This is a genomic window from Pedobacter arcticus A12, assembly GCF_000302595.1.
In the GTDB taxonomy this organism is placed as follows: Bacteria; Bacteroidota; Bacteroidia; order Sphingobacteriales; family Sphingobacteriaceae; genus Pseudopedobacter; species Pseudopedobacter arcticus.
In genome coordinates, this window is record NZ_JH947128.1 from 18,935 (window position 1) to 39,422 (window position 20,488).

A 20,488-nucleotide genomic window follows, 5' to 3' on the forward strand; every position below is an offset into this window, starting at 1 on the left:
AAGAGAGAGATTTTATTTCAAAATCTCTCTCTTTTTTAAACCGTAGTTTCTATACTCAATTCCTTCTTCTGCTTATCATCGATTGTTGATGGAGAATCAATCATCACATCTCTGCCAGAGTTATTCTTAGGAAAAGCAATTACATCACGAATAGAATCCAGACCGGCAAAAATAGAAACCAATCTATCAAAACCGAAAGCAATACCACCATGAGGAGGTGCACCATATTCAAAAGCTTCTAATAAAAACCCGAATTGTTTCTGTGCTTCTTCTGGCGTAAAACCTAAGTGTTTGAACATGATAGACTGTAATTCTCTATCGTGGATACGTATGGAGCCGCCACCTATTTCTGTTCCGTTGATTACCAAATCGTAGGCATTTGCCCTTACTTCGCCTGGGTTGCTATCCAACATCGCGATATCTTCTGGCTTTGGTGATGTAAATGGGTGGTGCATTGCATGGTAACGCTCACTTTCCTCATCCCACTCCAACAACGGAAAGTCTATAACCCAAAGCGGTGCAAATTTATTTTTATCGCGTAAGCCTAAGCGGTTACCCATTTCCAAACGAAGCTCGTTCAATTGCTTGCGGGCTTTATCAGTTCCACCAGCCATAATTAAAACTAAATCACCTGGCTCGGTATTAAAAGCTACCGACCATTTTTGCAATTGTTCCTCGTTGTAGAATTTATCTACTGAAGATTTTAAAGTGCCATCTTCGTTATGGCGCATATAAATTAAACCTGTTGCACCAATTTGCGGACGTTTTACAAAATCTGTAAGTTCATCCAATTGCTTACGGGTATATGATGCAGCACCTTTTGCATTGATACCAACAACCAGTTCTGCGTTATCAAAAACTGGGAACCCAAACCCACGCACTAGGTCTCCCTCTCCTTCGGAGAGGACTGGGGTGAGGCTTACAAACTTCATTTCAAAACGGATATCTGGCTTATCAGAACCGTAGAAACGCATCGCATCAGCATAATCCATTCGAGGAAAATCTTCAAACTCTAACCCTTTCACATTTTTAAACATGTGACGAGTTAAACCTTCGAACAAATTCAAAATATCTTCTTGCTCAATGAAAGCCATTTCACAATCTATCTGCGTAAACTCTGGCTGGCGATCCGCTCTTAAATCTTCATCTCTAAAACATTTTACAATCTGAAAGTAACGGTCGAAACCGGAAACCATTAATAATTGTTTAAAGGTTTGTGGCGATTGTGGTAAAGCATAAAACTCACCCGGATTCATACGGCTAGGCACTACAAAATCTCTTGCACCTTCTGGCGTTGATTTGATTAAAACCGGAGTTTCAACTTCTAAAAAGCCCTGAGCATCTAAATATTTACGGATTTCTTGCGCCATTTTATGACGAAGAATTAAATTATTACGAACAGGATTACGGCGCAAATCCAAATAGCGATATTTCATACGCAACTCTTCTCCCCCGTCGGTTTCATCCTCAATCATAAACGGAGGTAATTTCGCAACGTTTAAAATCTCCAGATCAGCAACTTTAATTTCTATTTCTCCGGTTGAAATTTTTGGGTTTTTGTTCGAGCGTTCAAGAACAGTTCCTTTTACTTTAATCACAAACTCGCGACCTAAATCTTTTACTTTTGAGCGTAGCGTAGCTTCGTCATCGGTATTAACTACCAATTGGGTTAAGCCGTAACGGTCTCTTACATCAATAAATGTGGTTCCACCTAAATCTCTTGATTTTTGTACCCAACCGCTCAATATAACTTCCTGACCTAGATTTTCGATGGTTAATTCACCGCAAGTATGTGTTCTGTGCATGATGTTGCTTTTTGTAATAAATATTACGTTTTGTAATAATCTGCGAATATAAGGTAAATATATTTTTATTTGAATTAGTCATCAGTGGATTTACGAGATAAAACCAGTTCATCTACTTGCAGAACTAAACGGACAAAATTTTAATGAAAAATTGCTTTCTTTGAATGAATTATAAATTAAACACCAGATTAGCATCTGGTGTTTTAGACAGGCAGACCTTCCATATCCGTCATCAACTGAAAATTGAACTAAAAAGGTTTTTGGGTTTGCGGATCAAAATCACCACTCGGATAAAATTCAGGTTAAAGGTAAATTAATAGTCGATGGGCCAAACCAGCACTCACCGTTCAAAAATCACTCTTCAGATGAATCTTCACTTTTTTGAATTCCACTAAAAACCTTGTCCATACGCTCAACATATTCGTTGGTATCATCTACAAAAAAATCAAGTTGCGGAACACTCTTAACTTGATCCTTAATACGCTTCCCAAGGGTATATCTAATCTCAGCAGTTTTTTCTCTGATGGTTCTGATAGCTGTATCGGTATCCTCTGCATTAAAAAAGCTTAGAAAAACCCTTACTACTCCTAAATCTGGCGTTGCTCTCACTTTGGTAACAGTAATCATCACGTTAGGTAAAAAGGTATTTCCTTCCCGTTGAAAAATCTCTCCCAAATCTTTCTGTATCACTCTCGCAAATTTCTGCTGTCTTTTTGATTCCATTTTTTTGAAGTTAAAAGTAGAAAGTTAAAAGTAGAAAGTTTAATCTGCTTACTGGCAATTTTAAACTTTCTACTTTTCACTTTCTTTAATATAAAAAATTATTAAAAGGATAAATCTTCTGGTTTACGGTTTTTACACTTTCGTAAATACGGTTGCGTAATTCTTCTACGTTCTCCTTTTCTGTAGCTGATATAAATATGGCGGGGCTGTTATGTTTAGCCATCCAACTGTTTTTAAAATCTGCCAAAGTCATTTTAGGTTTTTCTTCATTTTCAACCTCCCAATCTTGTCCAGCTTCCGCCTCGTGGTAGTTATCTATTTTATTGAAAACAGTAATCATTTCCTTATCAATAGCACCTAACTCTTTTAAAGTTTCGTTTACTGTACGGATCTGATCTTCAAAACTTGGGTGAGATATATCTACCACGTGAATTAAAATATCAGCCTCGCGTACTTCATCTAAAGTAGATTTAAAACACTCTACCAAATGGTGAGGCAGTTTTCTGATAAACCCTACCGTATCCGAAAGTAAAAAAGGCACATTATCCAGAACGACTTTTCTAACGGTTGTGTCTAATGTTGCGAACAGTTTATTTTCGGCAAAAACATCTGACTTCGAAAGCATATTCATAATGGTAGACTTGCCCACGTTGGTATAGCCAACCAAAGCTGCCCTAACCAGTTCTTTACGGTTTTTACGTTGGGTTTCGTTTTGCCTGTCAATTAGTGATAACCTTTCCTTAAGTACAGAAATCTTTTCCTTAATCATCCGCCTATCACTTTCAATTTGCGTTTCCCCTGGCCCACGCATTCCAATACCACCTTTTTGGCGTTCTAAGTGTGTCCACATCCGCGTTAAGCGAGGCAATAAATATTGTAATTGCGCTAATTCTACCTGTGTTTTAGCTTGTGCAGATTGTGCTCTACTTGCAAAAATATCTAAAATCAGATTGCTTCTATCAAGCACCTTAACATTTAACTCCTTCTCAATATTCCGCAATTGCATCGGCGAAAGCTCATCGTCAAAAACAACAATGTCTATCTCCTCAGCTTTAACATAATCACGAATTTCTTCTAGCTTTCCGGTACCTACAAAGGTTGCTCTTTCTGGACGCAACATTTTCTGTGTAAACCGTTTTTCGGTAACACCACCAGCTGTTTCTACTAAAAAAGCAAGCTCGTCCAAGTATTCTTTCTCTTGCTCCTCTGTTTGGTTAGCAGTTATTAAACCCACTAAAACCACCCGTTCGGCTTTAGCTTCTGTATCGTAAAATTTCTTTTTTGGCATTTATTCCCTTTCTATTGGCAAAGATACAATATGCTTGCCAATTGTTGGATAAACTATCGCAATATAAACAAGTAAGCCAACACAAAATCACAAACATTTTATTGCCCAACTTGTTAAGTTATGAAACAACAAAAACATCTTATTACAGTGCAAAACAAAAATGGGAAACCAATTGCTAAAAATAACTTACCTACAAAAATATGCCTGAGCTGTAAAAAAGCATTTGGCTGGCGCAAAAAATGGAAAAATTGTTGGAATGACGTAAAATATTGCAGTAAGCATTGCCAAAACATTAAATATTAAGCAATATTGCATAAAACACCCTTTTTGTTAATTTTTGTAGAGAATGAGCGGAAAAACAATACTTGTATGGTTTAGAAATGATTTGCGAATCCACGATAATGAGATCTTATGGGAAGCCACGCAAAAAGCATCAACCATAGTCCCTGTTTATTGTTTAGACCCTCGCTATTTTACCCAAACCAGTTTTGGAACACAAAAAACCGGAAATTTTAGGGCGCAATTTCTATTGGAAAGTCTTGCCGATTTAAAAAGCTCTTTACAGCAATTAGGTGGCGATTTATTAATTGTAAAAGGCTTACCTGGCGAAATATTACCAGAAATATGCAAAAAGTATAATGTTGACGAAGTTTATCACCATCGCGAAGTAGCATCAGAAGAAACTGCTATCTCTTCTGACGTAGAAGATACACTTTGGAAAATGCAACTCAATCTAAAGCATTTTATTGGTCATACCATGCACCATAAAGAAGACTTGCCTTTCCCAATCAAAGACATCCCGGACGTGTTTACAAAATTCCGTAAAAAGGTAGAACGCGAAGCCGAGATACGGCCATCTTTTGATACGCCTACACAAATTAATGTCCCAAAAAATCTTGAACAAAGTAACATCCCTACACTGGATGACCTAGGTTTAGTTCATTCAACAGTAGACAACAGACAGGTTTTAAACTTTAAAGGCGGCGAAACTGAAGGCTTAAAAAGATTAAAGCATTATTTATGGGATACTGATTCACTTAAAACCTATAAAAAAACCAGAAACGGTTTATTAGGTGCTGATTATAGTTCTAAGTTTTCTCCTTGGTTGGCTGCAGGTTGCTTATCCCCGCGGGCTATTTATTGGGAGGTAAAACAATACGAAAAAGAACGTGGCGCAAACGACTCTACCTATTGGTTGATTTTTGAATTGCTCTGGCGAGACTATTTTCGGTTTATGTTTAAAAAACATGGCACCAGTTATTTTGTTGAGGAAGGTTTCAAAGGTAAGTCTCAAGAATATGCAGACAACCAAATCTTGCTTTTTGAGAATTGGAAAAATGCAAAAACGGGAATCCCTTTTGTTGATGCTAATATGAAAGAGTTGAATCTTACTGGCTTCATGAGCAACCGCGGACGCCAAAACGTGGCATCGTACTTAGTGAATGATTTAAAAGTGAACTGGACTTGGGGTGCTGCATATTTTGAAGAAAAGCTGATTGATTACAGTCCTGCAAGCAATTGGGGAAACTGGGCCTACATTGCAGGTGTTGGAAATGACCCACGAGACAACAGGTATTTTAATATTGAAAAACAGGCTAGCGAATACGACCCCAAGGGAGAGTATGTTGATTTTTGGCTGAAGTAATACGGTTAAAATAAATCGCTTTTTTTAAAAAACAAACGCCTCCCTATCTTTGTTAACAAAGCATAAAACATAAAATAGCAAAGACTTTTGAAACATTTTTCCATTAGTGATATTGAAGGTTTAACCGGAATTAAAGCCCATACCATTAGGATTTGGGAACAGCGTTATGATCTTTTTCGCCCTAAAAGAACCAATACCAATATCCGTTATTATGATGATAACGATTTGTGCCTCTTTTTAAATATTGCAACATTAAACGAAAACGGTTACAAAATCAGTAAAATTTCTAAAATGAATACTGATGAAATTGTGGATACCGTGAAAAATCTACAAGGCGATATCCAAAATGTTTCGTCGCAATCTCAGGCGCTTTGCAACGCTATGATTAAAATGGACGAGCGTGAATTCGAGGAGGTTTTAGACGACTGTATCATTAAGCTTGGACTAGAGGAAACCATGACCGAGATTCTGTTTCCTTTTTTATGTAAAGTTGGCGAAATGTGGCAGGTTGGAACTATAAATCCTGCACATGAACACTTTGCCACCCATAAAATAGCGCAGAAAATTATTGAGGCAACTTACGCTATTAAAATAAATCCAAAACCCGATGCCAAGAAGTTTGTATTATTTTTACCTCCTTTAGAACAACACGAACTGGGTTTGCTTTTCGCACAATTTTTGTTGCGAAAGTATGGTCACCATTGCTTATACCTCGGTCAAAACTTACCGTTTGAAACATTGGCACAAGTGATCAGTTATTACGAACCGGATTTTGCATTTACCGTTTTAACAACTGCGCTTTCTAACGTTAATGTTGAAAACACCTTAGAAAACTTAAAAAAGGCCACTCCTAACGTTAAGCTAATTATAACTGGAAATCTTGTTGCAAATCTCAACTACCAAAACACAGATCTTCTCCTGCTTATTAAAAGTATCACTTCTTTTACAACGTTCTTAAGCGATAATTTGTAAAAACCTTCGGTTTGTTATGAATAGCCAATTTTAAGGCTTATTTTAATGGTATTATATTAGTGCTTTACGAAGCTATTTATTTACTTTTGCAAACGAACCATATTAAATTTTAGATGGATACTTTATCTTATCTCAGCAACGCAGATTCAGCCTATATTGATTCTTTATATCAATCGTACAAAGAAGATCCTCAGTCAGTAGATTTCGGGTGGCAGAAATTTTTTGAAGGTTTTGATTTCGGACAACAGTCTGAAACTGAAACTACGGAAACAACAGCAGATGGTTCTCCACCGGCTCATGTTTTAAAAGAAATTAATGTGCTTAACATGATTTACGGTTACCGTAGTCGTGGGCACCTTTTTACCAAAACAAATCCTGTTAGAGAAAGAAGAAAATATTTTCCTGGGAAAGACCTAGAAACTTTTGGATTAGCACAAACAGATCTTGAAACTGTATTTAACGCAGGTGTTGAGGTAGGCTTAGGCCCATCTAAATTGAAAGACATTTACCAATTACTGGAAGACACTTACAGCCAGTCAATTGGTATCGAATATACTTACATGCGTAACCCTATCAAACTAAAATGGTTTGAGGAGCGTATGGAAAAAACCAGAAACAAGCCTGATTTTAATGTAGAAACTAAGAAGAGAATTCTTAATAAGCTAAACCAAGCGGTTGCTTTTGAAAGCTTTTTGGGGACTAAGTTTTTGGGTCAGAAAAGATTCTCACTTGAAGGTGCAGAAGCATTAATCCCAGCTTTAGATTCTGTAATTGAAAAAGGTGCAGATTTAGGAATAGAGGAATTTGTTATTGGAATGGCACACCGTGGAAGGTTAAATGTTTTAACCAACATTATGGGCAAAACCTATAAAGATGTGTTTTCTGAATTTGAAGGAAAATACAACAAAGACCTTCCTTTTGGTGGAGACGTTAAATACCATTTAGGATTTTCATCTGATGTTGAAACTTCTTCATCAAAAAAGGTACACTTGAGTCTTTGCCCAAATCCATCGCATTTAGAAACAGTTGCTGCCGTTGTTGAAGGTATCACCCGTTCTAAAATGGATTTAAAATACCAGAGCGACTACAAACGTATTGCCCCAATTCTTTTACACGGCGATGCCTCTGTTGCTGGACAAGGTTTGGTTTACGAAGTTTTACAGATGTCTAAATTAGATGCCTACAAAACCGGCGGGACTATCCATTTGGTAATTAACAACCAAGTTGGTTTCACCACCAACTATAAAGATGCTCGCTCATCAACCTATTGTACAGATATTGCAAAAGTTACACTTTCTCCAGTTTTCCATGTAAATGGCGACGATGTTGAATCTGTAGTATATGCCATTAATATGGCGATGGAATACCGTCAGCGTTTCCATAATGATGTGTTTATTGATATTTTATGTTACCGTAGGTATGGACATAACGAGGCTGATGAACCGCGTTTTACCCAACCGTTGCTTTACAAAATCATAGAAAAACACCCTAACCCCAGAGAAATCTATGTGGAGAAATTGCTTTCTTCTGGTGCGGTAGATATTAAGTTGGCAAAGCAGATGGAGAAGGAATTTAAAGACCTGCTTCAAGAGCGTTTGAACGAATCTAAAGAAGACCCAGGTGCACCAACAAACCCAGCTTTCTCTGGTGCTTGGAGTAAAATGAGGTTTTCTAAACAAGAGGATTTTGAAACATCTCCAGAGACCGGCGTTAGCAAAAAAGTTTTTCTCGAAATCTCTAAAAGCATATCTCAGTTACCTAAGGATAAAAAATTCTTGGGCAAAATAGAGCGTCTTTTTGGCGAGCGTTTAAAAATGGCTACCGAAACTCATGTCTTTGACTGGGCTATGGGCGAATTAATGGCCTATGCAACTTTAGTTAACGAGGGCATAAGAGTAAGAATGAGCGGACAGGATGTAGAGCGTGGAACTTTCTCTCACAGGCATGCCGTGGTTAAAATGGAAGACTCTGAAGAGGAATACACGCCTATTGAGCATGTCTCCGCAACACAAGCGCCTTTCGAGATTTACAACTCACACCTTTCCGAATACGGTGTTTTAGGTTTTGAGTATGGTTATGCCATGGCAAACCCTAACGCTTTAACCATTTGGGAAGCACAATTTGGAGATTTCTTCAACGGTGCCCAAATTATTTTTGACCAATATATTTCCTCTGCCGAAACTAAATGGCAAAGAGCAAATGGTTTAGTCCTATTACTGCCCCACGGTTATGAAGGACAAGGTCCAGAACACTCTTCTGCAAGGATTGAGCGTTTCTTAGAACTTTGTGCCGAATATAACATACAGGTAATCAACTGTACTACACCAGCTCAGTTTTTCCATGCATTACGCCGTCAGTTAAAAAGAGATATCCGTAAGCCATTGATCAACTTCTCGCCAAAAAGCTTATTAAGATTTCCAAAATGTGTATCGCCTTTAACTGATTTTACTGATGGAAAATTCCAAGAAGTAATTGATGATAAAAATGCTAAGGCAGATAAAGTAGAAAGAGTATTAATTTGCTCTGGTAAAATTTACTACGATCTTTTGGAAGAGCAAGAAAAAGATAAACGCAACGATGTTGCAGTAGTAAGGTTAGAGCAAATGTACCCTACGCCTTACAAACAATTAGATGCAATTAAAGCTAAATACAATAAGGCAAAATTTATTTGGGTACAGGAAGAACCAGAAAACATGGGACCTTGGCCGTTTATTTGCCGTATTTTCAGAAAGTCTGATTTTAATTTTGAGGTAATCTCTAGAAAGCCTGCAAGTAGCCCTGCAACCGGATTTGCTAAACAACATTTGGCAGAACAAGCTGCGATTGTTGCAAAGGCTTTTAATTTAGAAAACGTAGAACAAGTAAAAGAAATAGTTAAAAAAACCTCTAAAGCCAAAACAGCTAAGGTAGATTAGTGACGAGGTTATATTAAAGAAATTATGAGCTTAGAAATTAAAGTACCCGCAGTAGGCGAATCAATTACAGAAGTTATATTAGCTAAATGGCTTAAAAATGATGGCGACCATGTTGAAATGGATGAAGTTATTGCCGAATTAGAATCTGACAAAGCAACTTTTGAATTAACAGCAGAAAGTGCCGGAACATTAAAGTTGGTAGCAAAAGAAGGCGACACTCTTGAAATTGGTGCCTTAGTTTGTAAAATTGAAGAAGGTGGAGCGGGGAATGCTGAAAGCGAAAAGCCAGAAGCTGAAAGCGAAGAGAAAACTGAAGAAAAACCTGCTAATGATTCCAAATCTGAAGCTAAAGAAACTACAATTAAAGTACCTAGTGTTGGTGAATCCATCACTGAAGTTACTTTAACCACATGGTTAAAACAAAACGGTGATTACGTGGAACTAGACGAAGTAATTGCGGAATTAGAATCTGATAAAGCAACTTTTGAATTACCTGCAGAAGCAGCTGGCATATTAAATACTGTTGCTAACGAAGGTGACACTCTAGCTATTGGCGCTGTTGTAGCAACGATTTCTGGTGGTGCAAAAGTTGAAAGTCAAAAGTCAAAAGTTGACAGCGTTGCACCGACTGAAAAATCAGGGACTTCTTACGCAGATAAATCTCCATCACCTGCTGCTGCAAAAATTTTAGCAGAAAAAGGTATTGACACTAAAGACGTTAAAAGTACTGGCGTAGATGGTAGAATTACAAAAGAGGATGCAATGAACGCCCAAAAGGTTGACAGTTCAAAGGCGAAAGTAGAAAGTGCTGTATCGAAAACTACAGGTAACACTTCTGCACCGGCAATTGCTGGAGCTAGAGATGAACGTAGAGAGAAGATGACTTCTTTACGTAAAACGATTTCAAAACGTTTGGTTACCGTGAAAAACGAAACTGCGATGTTAACTACTTTTAACGAAGTAAACATGGCGCCTATCATGGAACTGAGAAAAAAATACAAGGATTCATTCAAAGAAAAGCATGGCGTAGGCTTAGGTTTTATGTCTTTCTTTACCAAAGCAGTTACCGAAGCTTTAAAAGATTTCCCAGCTGTAGGTGCAAGGATTGACGGTGAAGAAATAGTTTACAGCAACTTTGCTGATGTTTCTATTGCAGTATCGGCACCAAAAGGCTTGGTAGTACCTGTAATCAGAAATGCTGAAAGCATGACGATGGCCGAGATTGAGAAAGAAGTAGTAAGATTAGCGGTTAGAGCAAGAGATGGTAAGTTAGGAATAGACGAGATGACTGGGGGAAACTTTACCATTACCAATGGTGGAATTTTTGGTTCTATGCTTTCTACACCTATCATTAATGCACCACAATCTGCAATTTTAGGAATGCACAATATTGTAGAACGCCCAGTTGCAGAAAACGGTCAAGTTGTAATTCGTCCAATTATGTATGTGGCTCTTTCTTATGACCACAGAGTAATTGATGGAAGAGAGTCAGTAAGTTTCTTGGTAAAAGTTAAACAACTTTTAGAAGATCCTGCTCGGCTTTTGTTAGGCATTTAATTTATTGAATATATAAATATCAAACCTCTGCGCTTTCAAAAGTTCAGAGGTTTTTGTTTTATTTGGAAAAACATTACGCATGAGATTAAAAAAACTATTTTTTATTTTACTGATTCTGACGTTTGCAGGAGTAAAGCAAAACTTCGCTCAACAATTGGAAGGTGCTATTGACTTTCATGGCTTTGTAGACAATAGAGAATATGCTAAAACAGACCGGTTTTCTCCTACTTACTTTGGCGCTCGCTTTTCTCCAGAAATTGGCTTGTTGATAGATAGCGTACATCGGTTTAGGGTTGGTGTAAATATGCTGAAGACTTTTGGTTCAAAAGATTTTACGGATAAAGTAGATGCTGTTGTTTATTACCAATATCAAAAACAAAAGCACACTTTTTTTATAGGTGCTTTTCCTCGAGTAGGATTAATTGACGATTATCCAATTGCATTACTTTCTGATACTTTAAATTATTTCCGCCCAAATATTGAGGGGATGCTTTATCAATACCAAACCGCAGAATTTAAACAGAATATTTGGATAGATTGGACAGGCAAACAAACTGCCACAGACCGCGAAACCTTTCTATTTGGTTTTTCCGGCAAATACGAGCCAGGGATATTTTACTTAAGCCATTATGCCTATATGTTCCACAATGCTTTATCAGAAATTTCCCTCCCCAACCAACATTTGGAAGATAATGGGGCGGTACAGCTACAGTTTGGTTTAGATCTTGGCAAAAGAACATTTCTAGATTCGTTGACCATTAGCGCAGGTCCAATGATTTCGATAGAAAGAACCAGAAACATAACAGGCATCCAAACTCCGAAAGGATTTATCAGCTATTTATATGCAGGCTATAAGCAGTTCAGTTTAAAAAACACATTTTACGCTGGCGAAGGTCATCATTTAATTAATGGCGATTTGTTTTATTCTGCCAAACAGTACGACAGATTGGATTTGGGATGGACGCCTATTTCTTACAAAAACGTTGAAGGGGGTTTTGTTCTCAGTTTCCACTTTTTAGATAATATTATTAATAGCCAACAAGCTTTTTCTTTGCGCTATCGAATTAGTGGCAGTAAAAACTTGAGCCGGTAGCGTTGCTTACCCAAAGTATTGAGCCAAAAATTCATTCAAAATATTAAGCCGAATCAACAAATTTTTCATGTCGATTGAATCGACATGAAAAATAACGTGTCGAAAAAATCGATAAAAATCGACATGACAGGACAACATGTCGATTGAATCGACATGAGGATTCGGACTTATCTTGATAAAATATCCATTAAACCTTTATTGATATAATAGGTTTCTTTACCAATTTTGACTGTATCTAAAAAACCTATTTTCTCTAGTTTTTTCAAATATTCTGAGGCAGTTTGTCGCTTGGCGATATTATTTTCCTCTAAAATTTTAATTTTGATATATGGATAACTGTATAGCAAATCGCAAAGTTCTCTGGAGTAAGATGCTTTCAGTGCTTTCTTTATATCCGCTTCAGAATCGGCTTTTAATTGTAAAATAGCATTGATTTTTTTCAACGTTAAAGCCGAAGTTTCTCCCACTCCTTTTACAATAAACAAAACCCATTCTGCCCAGTTTCCTTTTTCGGTAACTTCCCTTAACAAGCGGTAATAATCCGATTTATTTTGGATGATATAATAACTCAGATACAAAACGGGTAATCCAATTAAGTTTTGGTTAATGAGATAAAGCACATTTAAAATCCTGCCGGTTCTCCCGTTCCCATCAGAAAATGGGTGGATAGATTCGAACTGGTAGTGAATCAAAGCCATTTTCACCAAACCGTCCAAGTCAGAAAAATCATCATCATTCATGAAATTCTCTAATGCTTTCAGCTTTTCACGGATGATTTGATCACCTTCTGGCGGTGTGTAAACCACTTGTTTATTGCTCGGGTTTGCCAGCTTTGTACCAGGTGTATTCCTAATATTTTCGTCGGTATTTCTTAAGCGTTGCATAATGCCTACCAATAAATTGGTAGTGATGAAACCTTTTTTCTCCATTTCATCCAACCCCCAATACATGGCTTCACGATATTGGATAACCTCTTTTGCTGCTGCGTTTTTAATGGTATCAGAAATTCGTAAAGTTTCTTGGTAAAGCTCATCTTGGGTGGTCACAATGTTCTCGATGGCGCTGGATTCCTTACTTTCTTGCAAAACAATGGTGTTTAGCAATAAATTCGGATTAGGCAGTGTTTGGCAATAACCTTTCAACTCGGCCAAAAGCTTATTAGCTTCAATGCTTGCTTTTAAAATCTCAACACTTTCCAAATTGGTTCTTGGAGGCAATGGAGGCAAAGCATTGTAAGGTTTATTTTTATCGAATTTCTTCATTTTCTTCCTTTTTTTATATGTCGATTGAATCGACATGATAAAATAACGTGTCGAAAATAATCAAAAAAATCGACACGATAAAATAACATGTCGATTAAATCGACATGAGGATTTTACTCAGAATTCCGATTATAAAAGAGGTGTTTTTCCGCAATAGGGATTGGTGCGAAAATCCTTTTAATTTTTCATCAGCAAAAAGATTGGAGAGAAAGCCCGACCCCGATTTTTCATCGGGGTATTGCCAAAAATCTTATAACACTACTTTTTCTATCATCTTAATATAGCCGGTAATGCCTTCTTCAATTTCTTTTACATACACATACTCATCTGCGGTATGAGACCTTGCGGAATCGCCGGGCCCACACTTTAAAGATGGAATATCTAGTAATGACTGATCTGAAGTGGTTGGCGAGCCATAAGTTTTTTTACCTAAAGCAATTCCAGCTTGTACAATTGGGTGTTCTTTTGGGATAGATGATGGCTTTAACCTAATAGAACGCGGGATAACCTCGCAATTCACAAATTGGCGGATAATTTTCAATACATCTTCATTACTGTAAGCATCTGTTACACGTACGTCAACCGTAAAAGTGCAATTATCGGGTACAACGTTATGTAAAGAACCAGCGTTAATGATGGTGGCAGTCATTTTAATTGGACCTAAAGTTGGCGAAACCTTAGTGAATTGATAGGTCTGAAACCATTCAATATCTCTTAAAGCTTTATAGATTGCATTGTCACCTTCGTTACGGGCAGCATGACCTGATTTTCCTTTTACATGACAATCTAACACTAACAAACCTTTTTCGGCAATGGCTAAATCCATCAAAGTCGGTTCGCCGATAATGGCAAAGTCAAGCTTACCAAGCTCTGGAATAATAGACTCTAATCCACCTTTACCAGAATTTTCTTCTTCGGCGGTAGTGGCAATGGCAATGTTATATTTTAAATTTTCCTGATTATAAAAATGTAGAAATGTAGCAATCAAAGACACCAAACAACCACCAGCGTCATTACTTCCCAAACCAAATAGTTTACCATCTACCACATCCGGAGAAAATGGATCACGAGTATAACTCTTATTTGGCTTTACGGTATCGTGATGTGAGTTGAGTAAAACAGTTGGCTTTTTAGCATCGAAATGCTTGTTGTAAGCCCAAATATTAAACCCTTTCGTTTGGAAATCCACACCGCTCTCTGTGAAAAAATCAGTTAATATTTTAAAAGTGTCTCCTTCTTCCTTACTGAAAGAAGGTGTTGAAATTAACTTTTTTAGCAGTGAAACTGCATTATCATATAGTAAGTCTTCAGCCATTCTAACGTATCCTTTTTCCCTTGATTCTTATATCTTAAATCTTTGCTCTTTGTTCCTTATTCTTTAGTATACAACTCACCAGCAATTTTTGCCGACATTTTAATACCTTTAATCATAGCGGAGCTAAAGCCATTATGTTCCATTTCATTCAATCCGGCAATGGTACAGCCTTTTGGCGAAGTAACTTTATCAATCTCATGTTCTGGGTGCGATGCCAATTGCAACAATAAATCTGCAGCACCTTTTGCAGTTTGCGCAGCCATCATCAATGCATCATGCGCATGGAAGCCCACTTCAACGCCGCCTTGGGATGCTGCTCTGATGGAACGCAAAAAGAATGCGATTCCACAAGCACATAAAGCTGTCGCAGAAGTCATTAAATCCTCTTGGATTTGGATAGAAATACCTACGGTATCAAAAATCTGTTTCACTGTTGCTAAGCTTTCCGTCGATGCATTATCAGTGGCAAAACAGGTCATAGATTGTTGTATCGCGATAGCCGTGTTTGGCATTACGCGTACAACTTCTAAATCTTTATAAAGCTTTTCCTTAATATTATTACAGGTTACGCCCGAAACTACCGAAGTGAATAACTGCATTTTTGGATTGATTGAGGATTTAATCTCGTCCAGAACCTTATTTACCTGCTGAGGTAAAACTGCTAAAACAATAATATCCGCACCTTTTACCGCTTCTGCATTATTATTTGTGGTGTTAAAACCTTGCTCAGCATATTCTGTTAAACCGTTTAAGGTTCTACGCGTTAAAGTAATAGCTTCAGCTTTGTATAAACCACTTTTGACTAAACCTTTAGCCAAAGACAAGCCCATATTTCCGCTACCGATGATGGTTATTTTTTTTGAGTTCATTTTGTTTAGTTTATTAGTCGCTGTTTGAATTAGCCATTAGTTTTTTCTTCTCCACGTCATTTCGAGGTACGAGAAATCTCACAAGTAAAGCCTCGATATAAAAATGCATACCAGGCGGTGAGATGTTTCACTATCGTTTAACATGACGATATATTTTAACTTTTATAGCCCCCCACAATTCAGCTCTGCACTCTCTGTGGTTAGAACTTATTTCACCAATTTAGTCCCAAATTCTTTCCCAGTTTCCAAATCATTTAAATCATCTGCTTTACCGATATAAACTGTAGATACACCTTTGTTAATTGCATCAAAAGCGTTATGTAATTTAGGTAACATTCCGTCGGCAACAATACCTTTTGCTTTTAAATCCTCGTATTTGACTGGGTCAATTTCTTTAATCACCGATGTTTCATCATCAACATCGACCAAAACGCCTTTTTTCTCGAAACAATAAACCAAAGAAGTTTCGTAAGTTTTGGCCATTGCAACCGCCAAAGTAGCAGCAACTGTATCGGCATTGGTATTCAAAAGCTGGCTTTTGCCATCGTGTGTGATTGCAGAAAAAACTGGAATAAAACCCGCTTCAATTAATTTGGTCAGACTTTCTGTACCAATAGAATTTTCATCTAAATCGCCCACAAAACCAAAATCAACTTCTTTTATTGTAGCATCCGTTGTGGATTTTATTTGTTGAACGGGGCGTTTTTTTGCTTTAATCAAATTACCGTCTGCACCGCTCAAACCTAAAGCATTACAGCCAAACATTTGCAGTTGCGCTACCAAGTTCTTGCTGATTAAACCGGCGTAAACCATCGTCACAACCCGCAAAGTTTCAATATCAGTAACTCTACGTCCATCAACCATTTTGGCTTCGATATGCATTTCGGCAGCCAATTTAGTTGCCATTTTACCACCGCCGTGAACCAATATTTTATTCCCCTTTAAGCCAGCAAAAACTTTTAAAAACTCGTGAAGTTTCTCGGAATTATCGATAACGTTGCCGCCAATTTTTATGACATAGAGAGCCTCACCCCGACCCTCTCCTAAGGAGAGGGAGGTTGAAGTGGATATATTTTGTGGGTTATTTGATTTCATTAGTTTATTTATTCTCGTTTTTTTTCGACAATATAGGAAAGTCCTCTCCTTCGGAGAGGATTAGGTGAGGCTTATGCTCTCTAACATCTCCTTTAATACTGCCTGAGCTGCCCAAACTCTATTATTTGCTTGGTTTAACACCAAAGAATTTGGTCCGTCTAAAATTTCATGAGAAAGTTCTAATCCTCTACGTACCGGCAAACAATGCATTACACCTGCATTATTGGTCAATTTTAACTTCTCGTTAGTCATCATCCAACCTTCACCATCAGTTAAAATTTTTCCGTAATCGTTATAAGACGACCAGTTTTTCACATAAACAAAATCGGCACCGGACAAAGCTTCATCCTGATTATTGGTTACTGTTGCGTCTCCAACGAATTGAGGTGCCAAATCATAACCTTCCGGATGGGTGATTACAAAATCGTAATCTGCTTTGTTCATCCACTCGGCAAAAGAATTCGCAACTGCTTGTGGCAATGGCTTTACGTGAGGTGCCCAAGTTAAAACAACTTTAGGCTTTGCTGTTTTTTTTAATTCTTCTATCGTGATTAAATCTGCCAAGCTTTGTAAAGGATGGCGTGTTGCCGACTCTAAACTTACCACCGGCACACCGCTGAATTTGACAAATTTGTTGAATATTGTTTCTGCATAATCATCCTCTCGGTCAACTAAGCCAGGGAAAGAGCGGAAACCAATGATATCGCAATATTGCCCCATTACCCCAGCTGCTTCGCGAATATGCTCCACTGTTGTACCATTCATGATTACACCGTCCTGAGTTTCCAAAGCCCAACCTTCCTTGTCCAAGTTCATCACAATAACTTGCATTCCTAAGTTCATCCCCGCCTTTTGCGTACTTAAACGGGTACGTAAACTCGGGTTTAAGAAAATTAAACCTAAGGTTTTATGCTTGCCTAGCTGTTCATCAACAAAAGGTTTTTTCTTTAACGAAATCGCATCGGAAAGTAATTGTTGAATATCGGTTACGTCGTTTACAGAAGAGAATAATTTCATTGATTGGAGTTGATAAATTACAATTTATATTTTTTCATTACTTCGTCAGTAGGTTTTGTAAGGTTTAGTTTACCTTCTTGCTGACCTTTCTTAATTCCGTCTACTACATGCGGAGGTAAAACACTATTAGTACTTAAAAATGACTTATAATCCCCCAAATTATTTTGACGATCACTTTTATTTTCTTTCATTAACTAAGTGCGTTATACTGGAATATAAATAGACTTACATCTCTTTAGAAAATGCTTCTAAGAATCTATCCGCGTGTGCCATTGTTAAATTTAATGCAGGTAACAACCTAATCACATTTGGACTAGCTGCTCCTGTAAATATATGATGTTTAAAAAGCAATTCTTTTTTTACATGTGCTAATTCCTCGGGTAAATCTATTCCAATCATTAACCCTCTTCCTCTTACCTCGGTAATTTTATCAAACTTCTTTAATTCAGCAATCAAATAATCTCCACCTTTTCCAGCGTTAGCAATCAAATAATCTTGTTCAATTACTTCTAAAACTGCCAACGCAGCAGCACAGGCTAAATGGTTACCACCAAAAGTAGTCCCCAACATACCATGCCAAGGCTTTAATTTCGGACTGATACTGATGGCTCCAATTGGAAACCCGTTACCCATTCCTTTTGCCATGGAATAAATATCAGCGTCTACTCCTGCAAAATCTTGAGAGTAGAACTTGCCACTTCTACCGTAACCACACTGAACAGAATCCGCGATAAAATAAGCTCCATGCTGATCACACAATGAACGTATAGCCTGTAGAAATTCGTTGCTAGCTACCCTAATTCCACCCACGCCTTGAATTCCTTCGATAATTACTGCACAAATTTCTTCTCCTTCATCTTCAAAAACTGCTTTCAGTGCTTTTACATCGTTAAAAGGCAAAATAATTGAATTTGGATTTTGGTTAACCGGAGCGATAATCTTAGGGTTATCCGTTACAGAAACCGCCAAAGAAGTTCTACCGTGAAAAGCTTTGGTAAAAGAAATTATTTTCTTTCTTCCGTTAGCAAAAGAAGCTAGCTTTAAAGCATTTTCGTTCGCTTCAGCGCCGGAGTTACATAAAAACAATTGGTAGTCTTCCTTGCCAGAAACCTGTCCTAATTTTTCGGCCAGTTCTACCTGCAACGGAATTTCAATTGAATTGGAATAAAAACCAATCTGATTCAACTGGTCGGTCAATCGCTTTACATAATGCGGATGCGTATGTCCGATAGAAATCACCGCGTGACCGCCGTATAAATCTAAATATTCTTGTCCTTTACTGTCCCAAACTAGGCTACCTTGGCCTTTTACAATGTTGATATTGTTGATTGGGTATACGTCGAATAATTTCATTCTTTTTAAAAGTTTAAAGTTGAGAGTGAAAAGTTTAAAGTTCCACCTAGCTTTTTAAAAAAATCAATATAAAATTGACTTGGGTTTTAAAGTCTTACCTTTTTAATAAGAGAAATCAGCATAGCTTTAATTTCTCCTATTGATTTGTTAAGTGTAATAAAATCTGTCTCAGAAATATAATTGAGTTCCTTCGAAAGAAAAATTAAATACTCGGCTTCCTGTGAGGAACCTAGTGAGATTTGTAGAAAGTTAGCAAAGTCCTTTTGAGTAAATCTACCAGAACCTTCTGCAATATTTGTGGGGATTGAATATCCGGATCGTCGTAATTGACTAACTAAACCAAAAATTTCTTCTTTCGGAAAACTCTTAGTGATTTTATAAATCTCTAGAGTAAGCTCATGTGATTTTTTCCAGACTTGAAGATCCTTATAATTTTGCATGTCGTCACTTTAAACTTTGAACTTTCAACTAAAAATAAGAAGCCTTCAACCTCAACCCTGCTTTCTCATCCAACCCAAACATCAAGTTCATATTTTGTACTGCTTGTCCGGATGCACCCTTTAATAAATTGTCTGTGATGGATAAAATCAACAATTTATCACCGTGTTTTTCTAAATGGATTAAGCATTTGTTGGTATTTACCACTTGCTTTAAATCGATGTTAGCTTTACTCACATGTGTGAAAGGAGCATCTTTATAAAAATCCTGATAAAGTTTCTCTGCTTCTTCCAACCTTAAATCACAGTCGGTATAAATGGATGCTATAATTCCACGGGGAAATGCTCCTCGGTATGGAATAAAGTTGAGCCTCACCCCAGCCCTCTCCGAAGGAGAGGGAGTGCCGTTCAAGTTTTTATCTTCAAGCGGAGAAAAGCTATTTAAGGTTTCACCAATTTCATTTAAATGCTGATGTTCGAAAGCTTTATAAACCGATAAATTATTATTTCTCCAGCTAAAATGGGATGTTGCTCCTGGTTTTTGCCCGGCACCAGTTGAACCTGTTGTTGCCGAAATATGCACTTCAGATTTTAACAAACCAGCAGCTGCCAAAGGCAATAAGCCCAACTGCAAACAAGTTGCAAAACAACCAGGATTGGCAATATTGGTTGCCGATTTTATTTTTTCTTTGTTCAATTCAGGCAAGCCGTAAGTAAAAAGTCGAGAGTTGAAAGTTGAAAGTTGCTGATCGGACTTTATACTTTGCACTTTTAACTCTGAACTATTTTTAAGTCTGAAATCCTGAGATAAATCAATGATTTTAATTCTGTCTTCGAACTTATTTGCTTCTAAAAACTTTCTGGCGTCGCCATGCCCCACACAAAGGAAAAGCACATCAATATCCTGCGAAAGCTCATTGGTAAACTTCAAATCGGTATCACCGAATAAATCAGTGTGAACATCTGAAACTAAATTTCCAGCGTTACTATTACTATGAACAAAAGCAATATCAACGTTTGGATGATTAACTAAAATCCTTAATAATTCACCGCCTGTATAACCTGCTCCGCCTACAATCCCTGCTTTAATCTTTTTCATCTTTTTATAAGGTTTGAGGTGAAAGGTTTAGGGTGGAAGATTT

The 20,488-nt window shown here is 37.4% G+C and carries 19 protein-coding genes; 7 read left to right on the forward strand and 12 right to left on the reverse strand.

The window, feature by feature from the left end:
• Window positions 1–35: 35 nt before the first annotated feature.
• Window positions 36–1,805, reverse strand: a complete 1,770-nt coding sequence (gene aspS / locus B176_RS0116125; protein ID WP_017259866.1) for an aspartate--tRNA ligase — start codon at window positions 1,803–1,805, stop codon at window positions 36–38.
• A 164-nt stretch (window positions 1,806–1,969) separates the two neighbouring features.
• Between aspS and B176_RS21060 the strand changes: the two genes are divergently transcribed.
• The gene (locus tag B176_RS21060) at window positions 1,970–2,122 is read left to right on the forward strand and encodes a hypothetical protein (protein WP_154648020.1); all 153 of its coding nucleotides are present in this window, start codon (window positions 1,970–1,972) and stop codon (window positions 2,120–2,122) included.
• A 37-nt stretch (window positions 2,123–2,159) separates the two neighbouring features.
• On the opposite strand, the gene rbfA is transcribed toward B176_RS21060, so the two are convergent.
• Window positions 2,160–2,528: a 30S ribosome-binding factor RbfA gene (gene rbfA, locus B176_RS0116130; RefSeq protein ID WP_017259867.1), complete on the reverse strand. Its 369-nt coding sequence runs from the start codon at window positions 2,526–2,528 to the stop codon at window positions 2,160–2,162.
• Window positions 2,529–2,613: 85 nt separating this feature from the next.
• On the reverse strand, window positions 2,614–3,816 hold the full coding sequence (gene hflX / locus B176_RS0116135) for a GTPase HflX (protein WP_017259868.1): 1,203 nt from the start codon (window positions 3,814–3,816) through the stop codon (window positions 2,614–2,616).
• Window positions 3,817–3,936: 120 nt separating this feature from the next.
• Between hflX and B176_RS19795 the strand changes: the two genes are divergently transcribed.
• The 6 genes from B176_RS19795 (at window position 3,937) to B176_RS0116170 (ending at window position 11,998) form a co-directional block, all read left to right on the forward strand.
• On the forward strand, window positions 3,937–4,119 hold the full coding sequence (locus B176_RS19795) for a DUF2256 domain-containing protein (RefSeq protein WP_017259869.1): 183 nt from the start codon (window positions 3,937–3,939) through the stop codon (window positions 4,117–4,119).
• Between the two features lie 43 nt (window positions 4,120–4,162).
• Entirely contained in the window at window positions 4,163–5,461 is a 1,299-nt protein-coding gene (locus tag B176_RS0116145) for a DASH family cryptochrome (protein ID WP_017259870.1), read from the forward strand.
• Between the two features lie 87 nt (window positions 5,462–5,548).
• Window positions 5,549–6,433, forward strand: coding sequence for a MerR family transcriptional regulator (locus B176_RS19800; protein WP_017259871.1), 885 nt, complete (start codon window positions 5,549–5,551; stop codon window positions 6,431–6,433).
• 113 nt (window positions 6,434–6,546) lie between these two features.
• On the forward strand, window positions 6,547–9,348 hold the full coding sequence (locus tag B176_RS0116155; protein WP_017259872.1) for a 2-oxoglutarate dehydrogenase E1 component: 2,802 nt from the start codon (window positions 6,547–6,549) through the stop codon (window positions 9,346–9,348).
• A gap of 24 nt (window positions 9,349–9,372) precedes the next feature.
• On the forward strand, window positions 9,373–10,905 hold the full coding sequence (odhB, locus tag B176_RS0116160) for a 2-oxoglutarate dehydrogenase complex dihydrolipoyllysine-residue succinyltransferase (RefSeq protein ID WP_017259873.1): 1,533 nt from the start codon (window positions 9,373–9,375) through the stop codon (window positions 10,903–10,905).
• 79 nt (window positions 10,906–10,984) lie between these two features.
• On the forward strand, window positions 10,985–11,998 hold the full coding sequence (locus tag B176_RS0116170) for a hypothetical protein (RefSeq protein WP_017259875.1): 1,014 nt from the start codon (window positions 10,985–10,987) through the stop codon (window positions 11,996–11,998).
• A 167-nt stretch (window positions 11,999–12,165) separates the two neighbouring features.
• Here B176_RS0116170 and B176_RS0116175 read toward each other — a convergent pair whose 3' ends face one another.
• The 9 genes from B176_RS0116175 to argC form a co-directional block, all read right to left on the reverse strand.
• Window positions 12,166–13,260, reverse strand: a complete 1,095-nt coding sequence (locus B176_RS0116175) for a Fic family protein (RefSeq protein ID WP_026063391.1) — start codon at window positions 13,258–13,260, stop codon at window positions 12,166–12,168.
• Window positions 13,261–13,510: 250 nt separating this feature from the next.
• Window positions 13,511–14,575 (reverse strand): M20 family metallo-hydrolase, encoded by a 1,065-nt coding sequence (locus B176_RS0116180; protein WP_017259877.1) that lies wholly within the window; start codon window positions 14,573–14,575, stop codon window positions 13,511–13,513.
• Window positions 14,576–14,631: 56 nt separating this feature from the next.
• Window positions 14,632–15,474: a pyrroline-5-carboxylate reductase gene (gene proC, locus B176_RS0116185; RefSeq protein ID WP_262495938.1), complete on the reverse strand. Its 843-nt coding sequence runs from the start codon at window positions 15,472–15,474 to the stop codon at window positions 14,632–14,634.
• Between the two features lie 177 nt (window positions 15,475–15,651).
• Window positions 15,652–16,539 carry an acetylglutamate kinase gene (gene argB / locus B176_RS0116190; protein ID WP_017259879.1) on the reverse strand — a complete coding sequence of 296 codons (888 nt, stop codon included), beginning with the start codon at window positions 16,537–16,539 and terminating at the stop codon, window positions 15,652–15,654.
• A 60-nt stretch (window positions 16,540–16,599) separates the two neighbouring features.
• Window positions 16,600–17,556 carry a Rossmann-fold NAD(P)-binding domain-containing protein gene (locus tag B176_RS0116195; RefSeq protein ID WP_017259880.1) on the reverse strand — a complete coding sequence of 319 codons (957 nt, stop codon included), beginning with the start codon at window positions 17,554–17,556 and terminating at the stop codon, window positions 16,600–16,602.
• 17 nt (window positions 17,557–17,573) lie between these two features.
• Complete coding sequence (locus tag B176_RS21065; protein WP_017259881.1) at window positions 17,574–17,747, reverse strand: hypothetical protein; 174 nt, start codon at window positions 17,745–17,747, stop codon at window positions 17,574–17,576.
• A 34-nt stretch (window positions 17,748–17,781) separates the two neighbouring features.
• Complete coding sequence (locus tag B176_RS0116205) at window positions 17,782–18,909, reverse strand: aspartate aminotransferase family protein (protein ID WP_017259882.1); 1,128 nt, start codon at window positions 18,907–18,909, stop codon at window positions 17,782–17,784.
• An 86-nt stretch (window positions 18,910–18,995) separates the two neighbouring features.
• The gene (locus tag B176_RS0116210) at window positions 18,996–19,349 is read right to left on the reverse strand and encodes a four helix bundle protein (protein WP_017259883.1); all 354 of its coding nucleotides are present in this window, start codon (window positions 19,347–19,349) and stop codon (window positions 18,996–18,998) included.
• A 28-nt stretch (window positions 19,350–19,377) separates the two neighbouring features.
• Window positions 19,378–20,445 (reverse strand): N-acetyl-gamma-glutamyl-phosphate reductase, encoded by a 1,068-nt coding sequence (argC, locus tag B176_RS0116215; protein ID WP_017259884.1) that lies wholly within the window; start codon window positions 20,443–20,445, stop codon window positions 19,378–19,380.
• Between the last annotated feature and the right edge of the window lie 43 nt (window positions 20,446–20,488).

Bases quoted from the DNA above. Each gene is read 5' to 3' on its own strand.
- aspS (WP_017259866.1), bottom strand. From the start codon at position 1,805: ATGCACAGAACACATACTTGCGGTGAATTAACCATCGAAAATCTAGGT.
- B176_RS21060 (WP_154648020.1), top strand. From the start codon at position 1,970: ATGAATTATAAATTAAACACCAGATTAGCATCTGGTGTTTTAGACAGG.
- rbfA (WP_017259867.1), bottom strand. From the start codon at position 2,528: ATGGAATCAAAAAGACAGCAGAAATTTGCGAGAGTGATACAGAAAGAT.
- hflX (WP_017259868.1), bottom strand. From the start codon at position 3,816: ATGCCAAAAAAGAAATTTTACGATACAGAAGCTAAAGCCGAACGGGTG.
- B176_RS19795 (WP_017259869.1), top strand. From the start codon at position 3,937: ATGAAACAACAAAAACATCTTATTACAGTGCAAAACAAAAATGGGAAA.
- B176_RS0116145 (WP_017259870.1), top strand. From the start codon at position 4,163: ATGAGCGGAAAAACAATACTTGTATGGTTTAGAAATGATTTGCGAATC.
- B176_RS0116155 (WP_017259872.1), top strand. From the start codon at position 6,547: ATGGATACTTTATCTTATCTCAGCAACGCAGATTCAGCCTATATTGAT.
- odhB (WP_017259873.1), top strand. From the start codon at position 9,373: ATGAGCTTAGAAATTAAAGTACCCGCAGTAGGCGAATCAATTACAGAA.
- B176_RS0116170 (WP_017259875.1), top strand. From the start codon at position 10,985: ATGAGATTAAAAAAACTATTTTTTATTTTACTGATTCTGACGTTTGCA.
- B176_RS0116175 (WP_026063391.1), bottom strand. From the start codon at position 13,260: ATGAAGAAATTCGATAAAAATAAACCTTACAATGCTTTGCCTCCATTG.
- B176_RS0116180 (WP_017259877.1), bottom strand. From the start codon at position 14,575: ATGGCTGAAGACTTACTATATGATAATGCAGTTTCACTGCTAAAAAAG.
- argB (WP_017259879.1), bottom strand. From the start codon at position 16,539: ATGAAATCAAATAACCCACAAAATATATCCACTTCAACCTCCCTCTCC.
- B176_RS0116195 (WP_017259880.1), bottom strand. From the start codon at position 17,556: ATGAAATTATTCTCTTCTGTAAACGACGTAACCGATATTCAACAATTA.
- B176_RS21065 (WP_017259881.1), bottom strand. From the start codon at position 17,747: ATGAAAGAAAATAAAAGTGATCGTCAAAATAATTTGGGGGATTATAAG.
- B176_RS0116205 (WP_017259882.1), bottom strand. From the start codon at position 18,909: ATGAAATTATTCGACGTATACCCAATCAACAATATCAACATTGTAAAA.
- B176_RS0116210 (WP_017259883.1), bottom strand. From the start codon at position 19,349: ATGCAAAATTATAAGGATCTTCAAGTCTGGAAAAAATCACATGAGCTT.
- argC (WP_017259884.1), bottom strand. From the start codon at position 20,445: ATGAAAAAGATTAAAGCAGGGATTGTAGGCGGAGCAGGTTATACAGGC.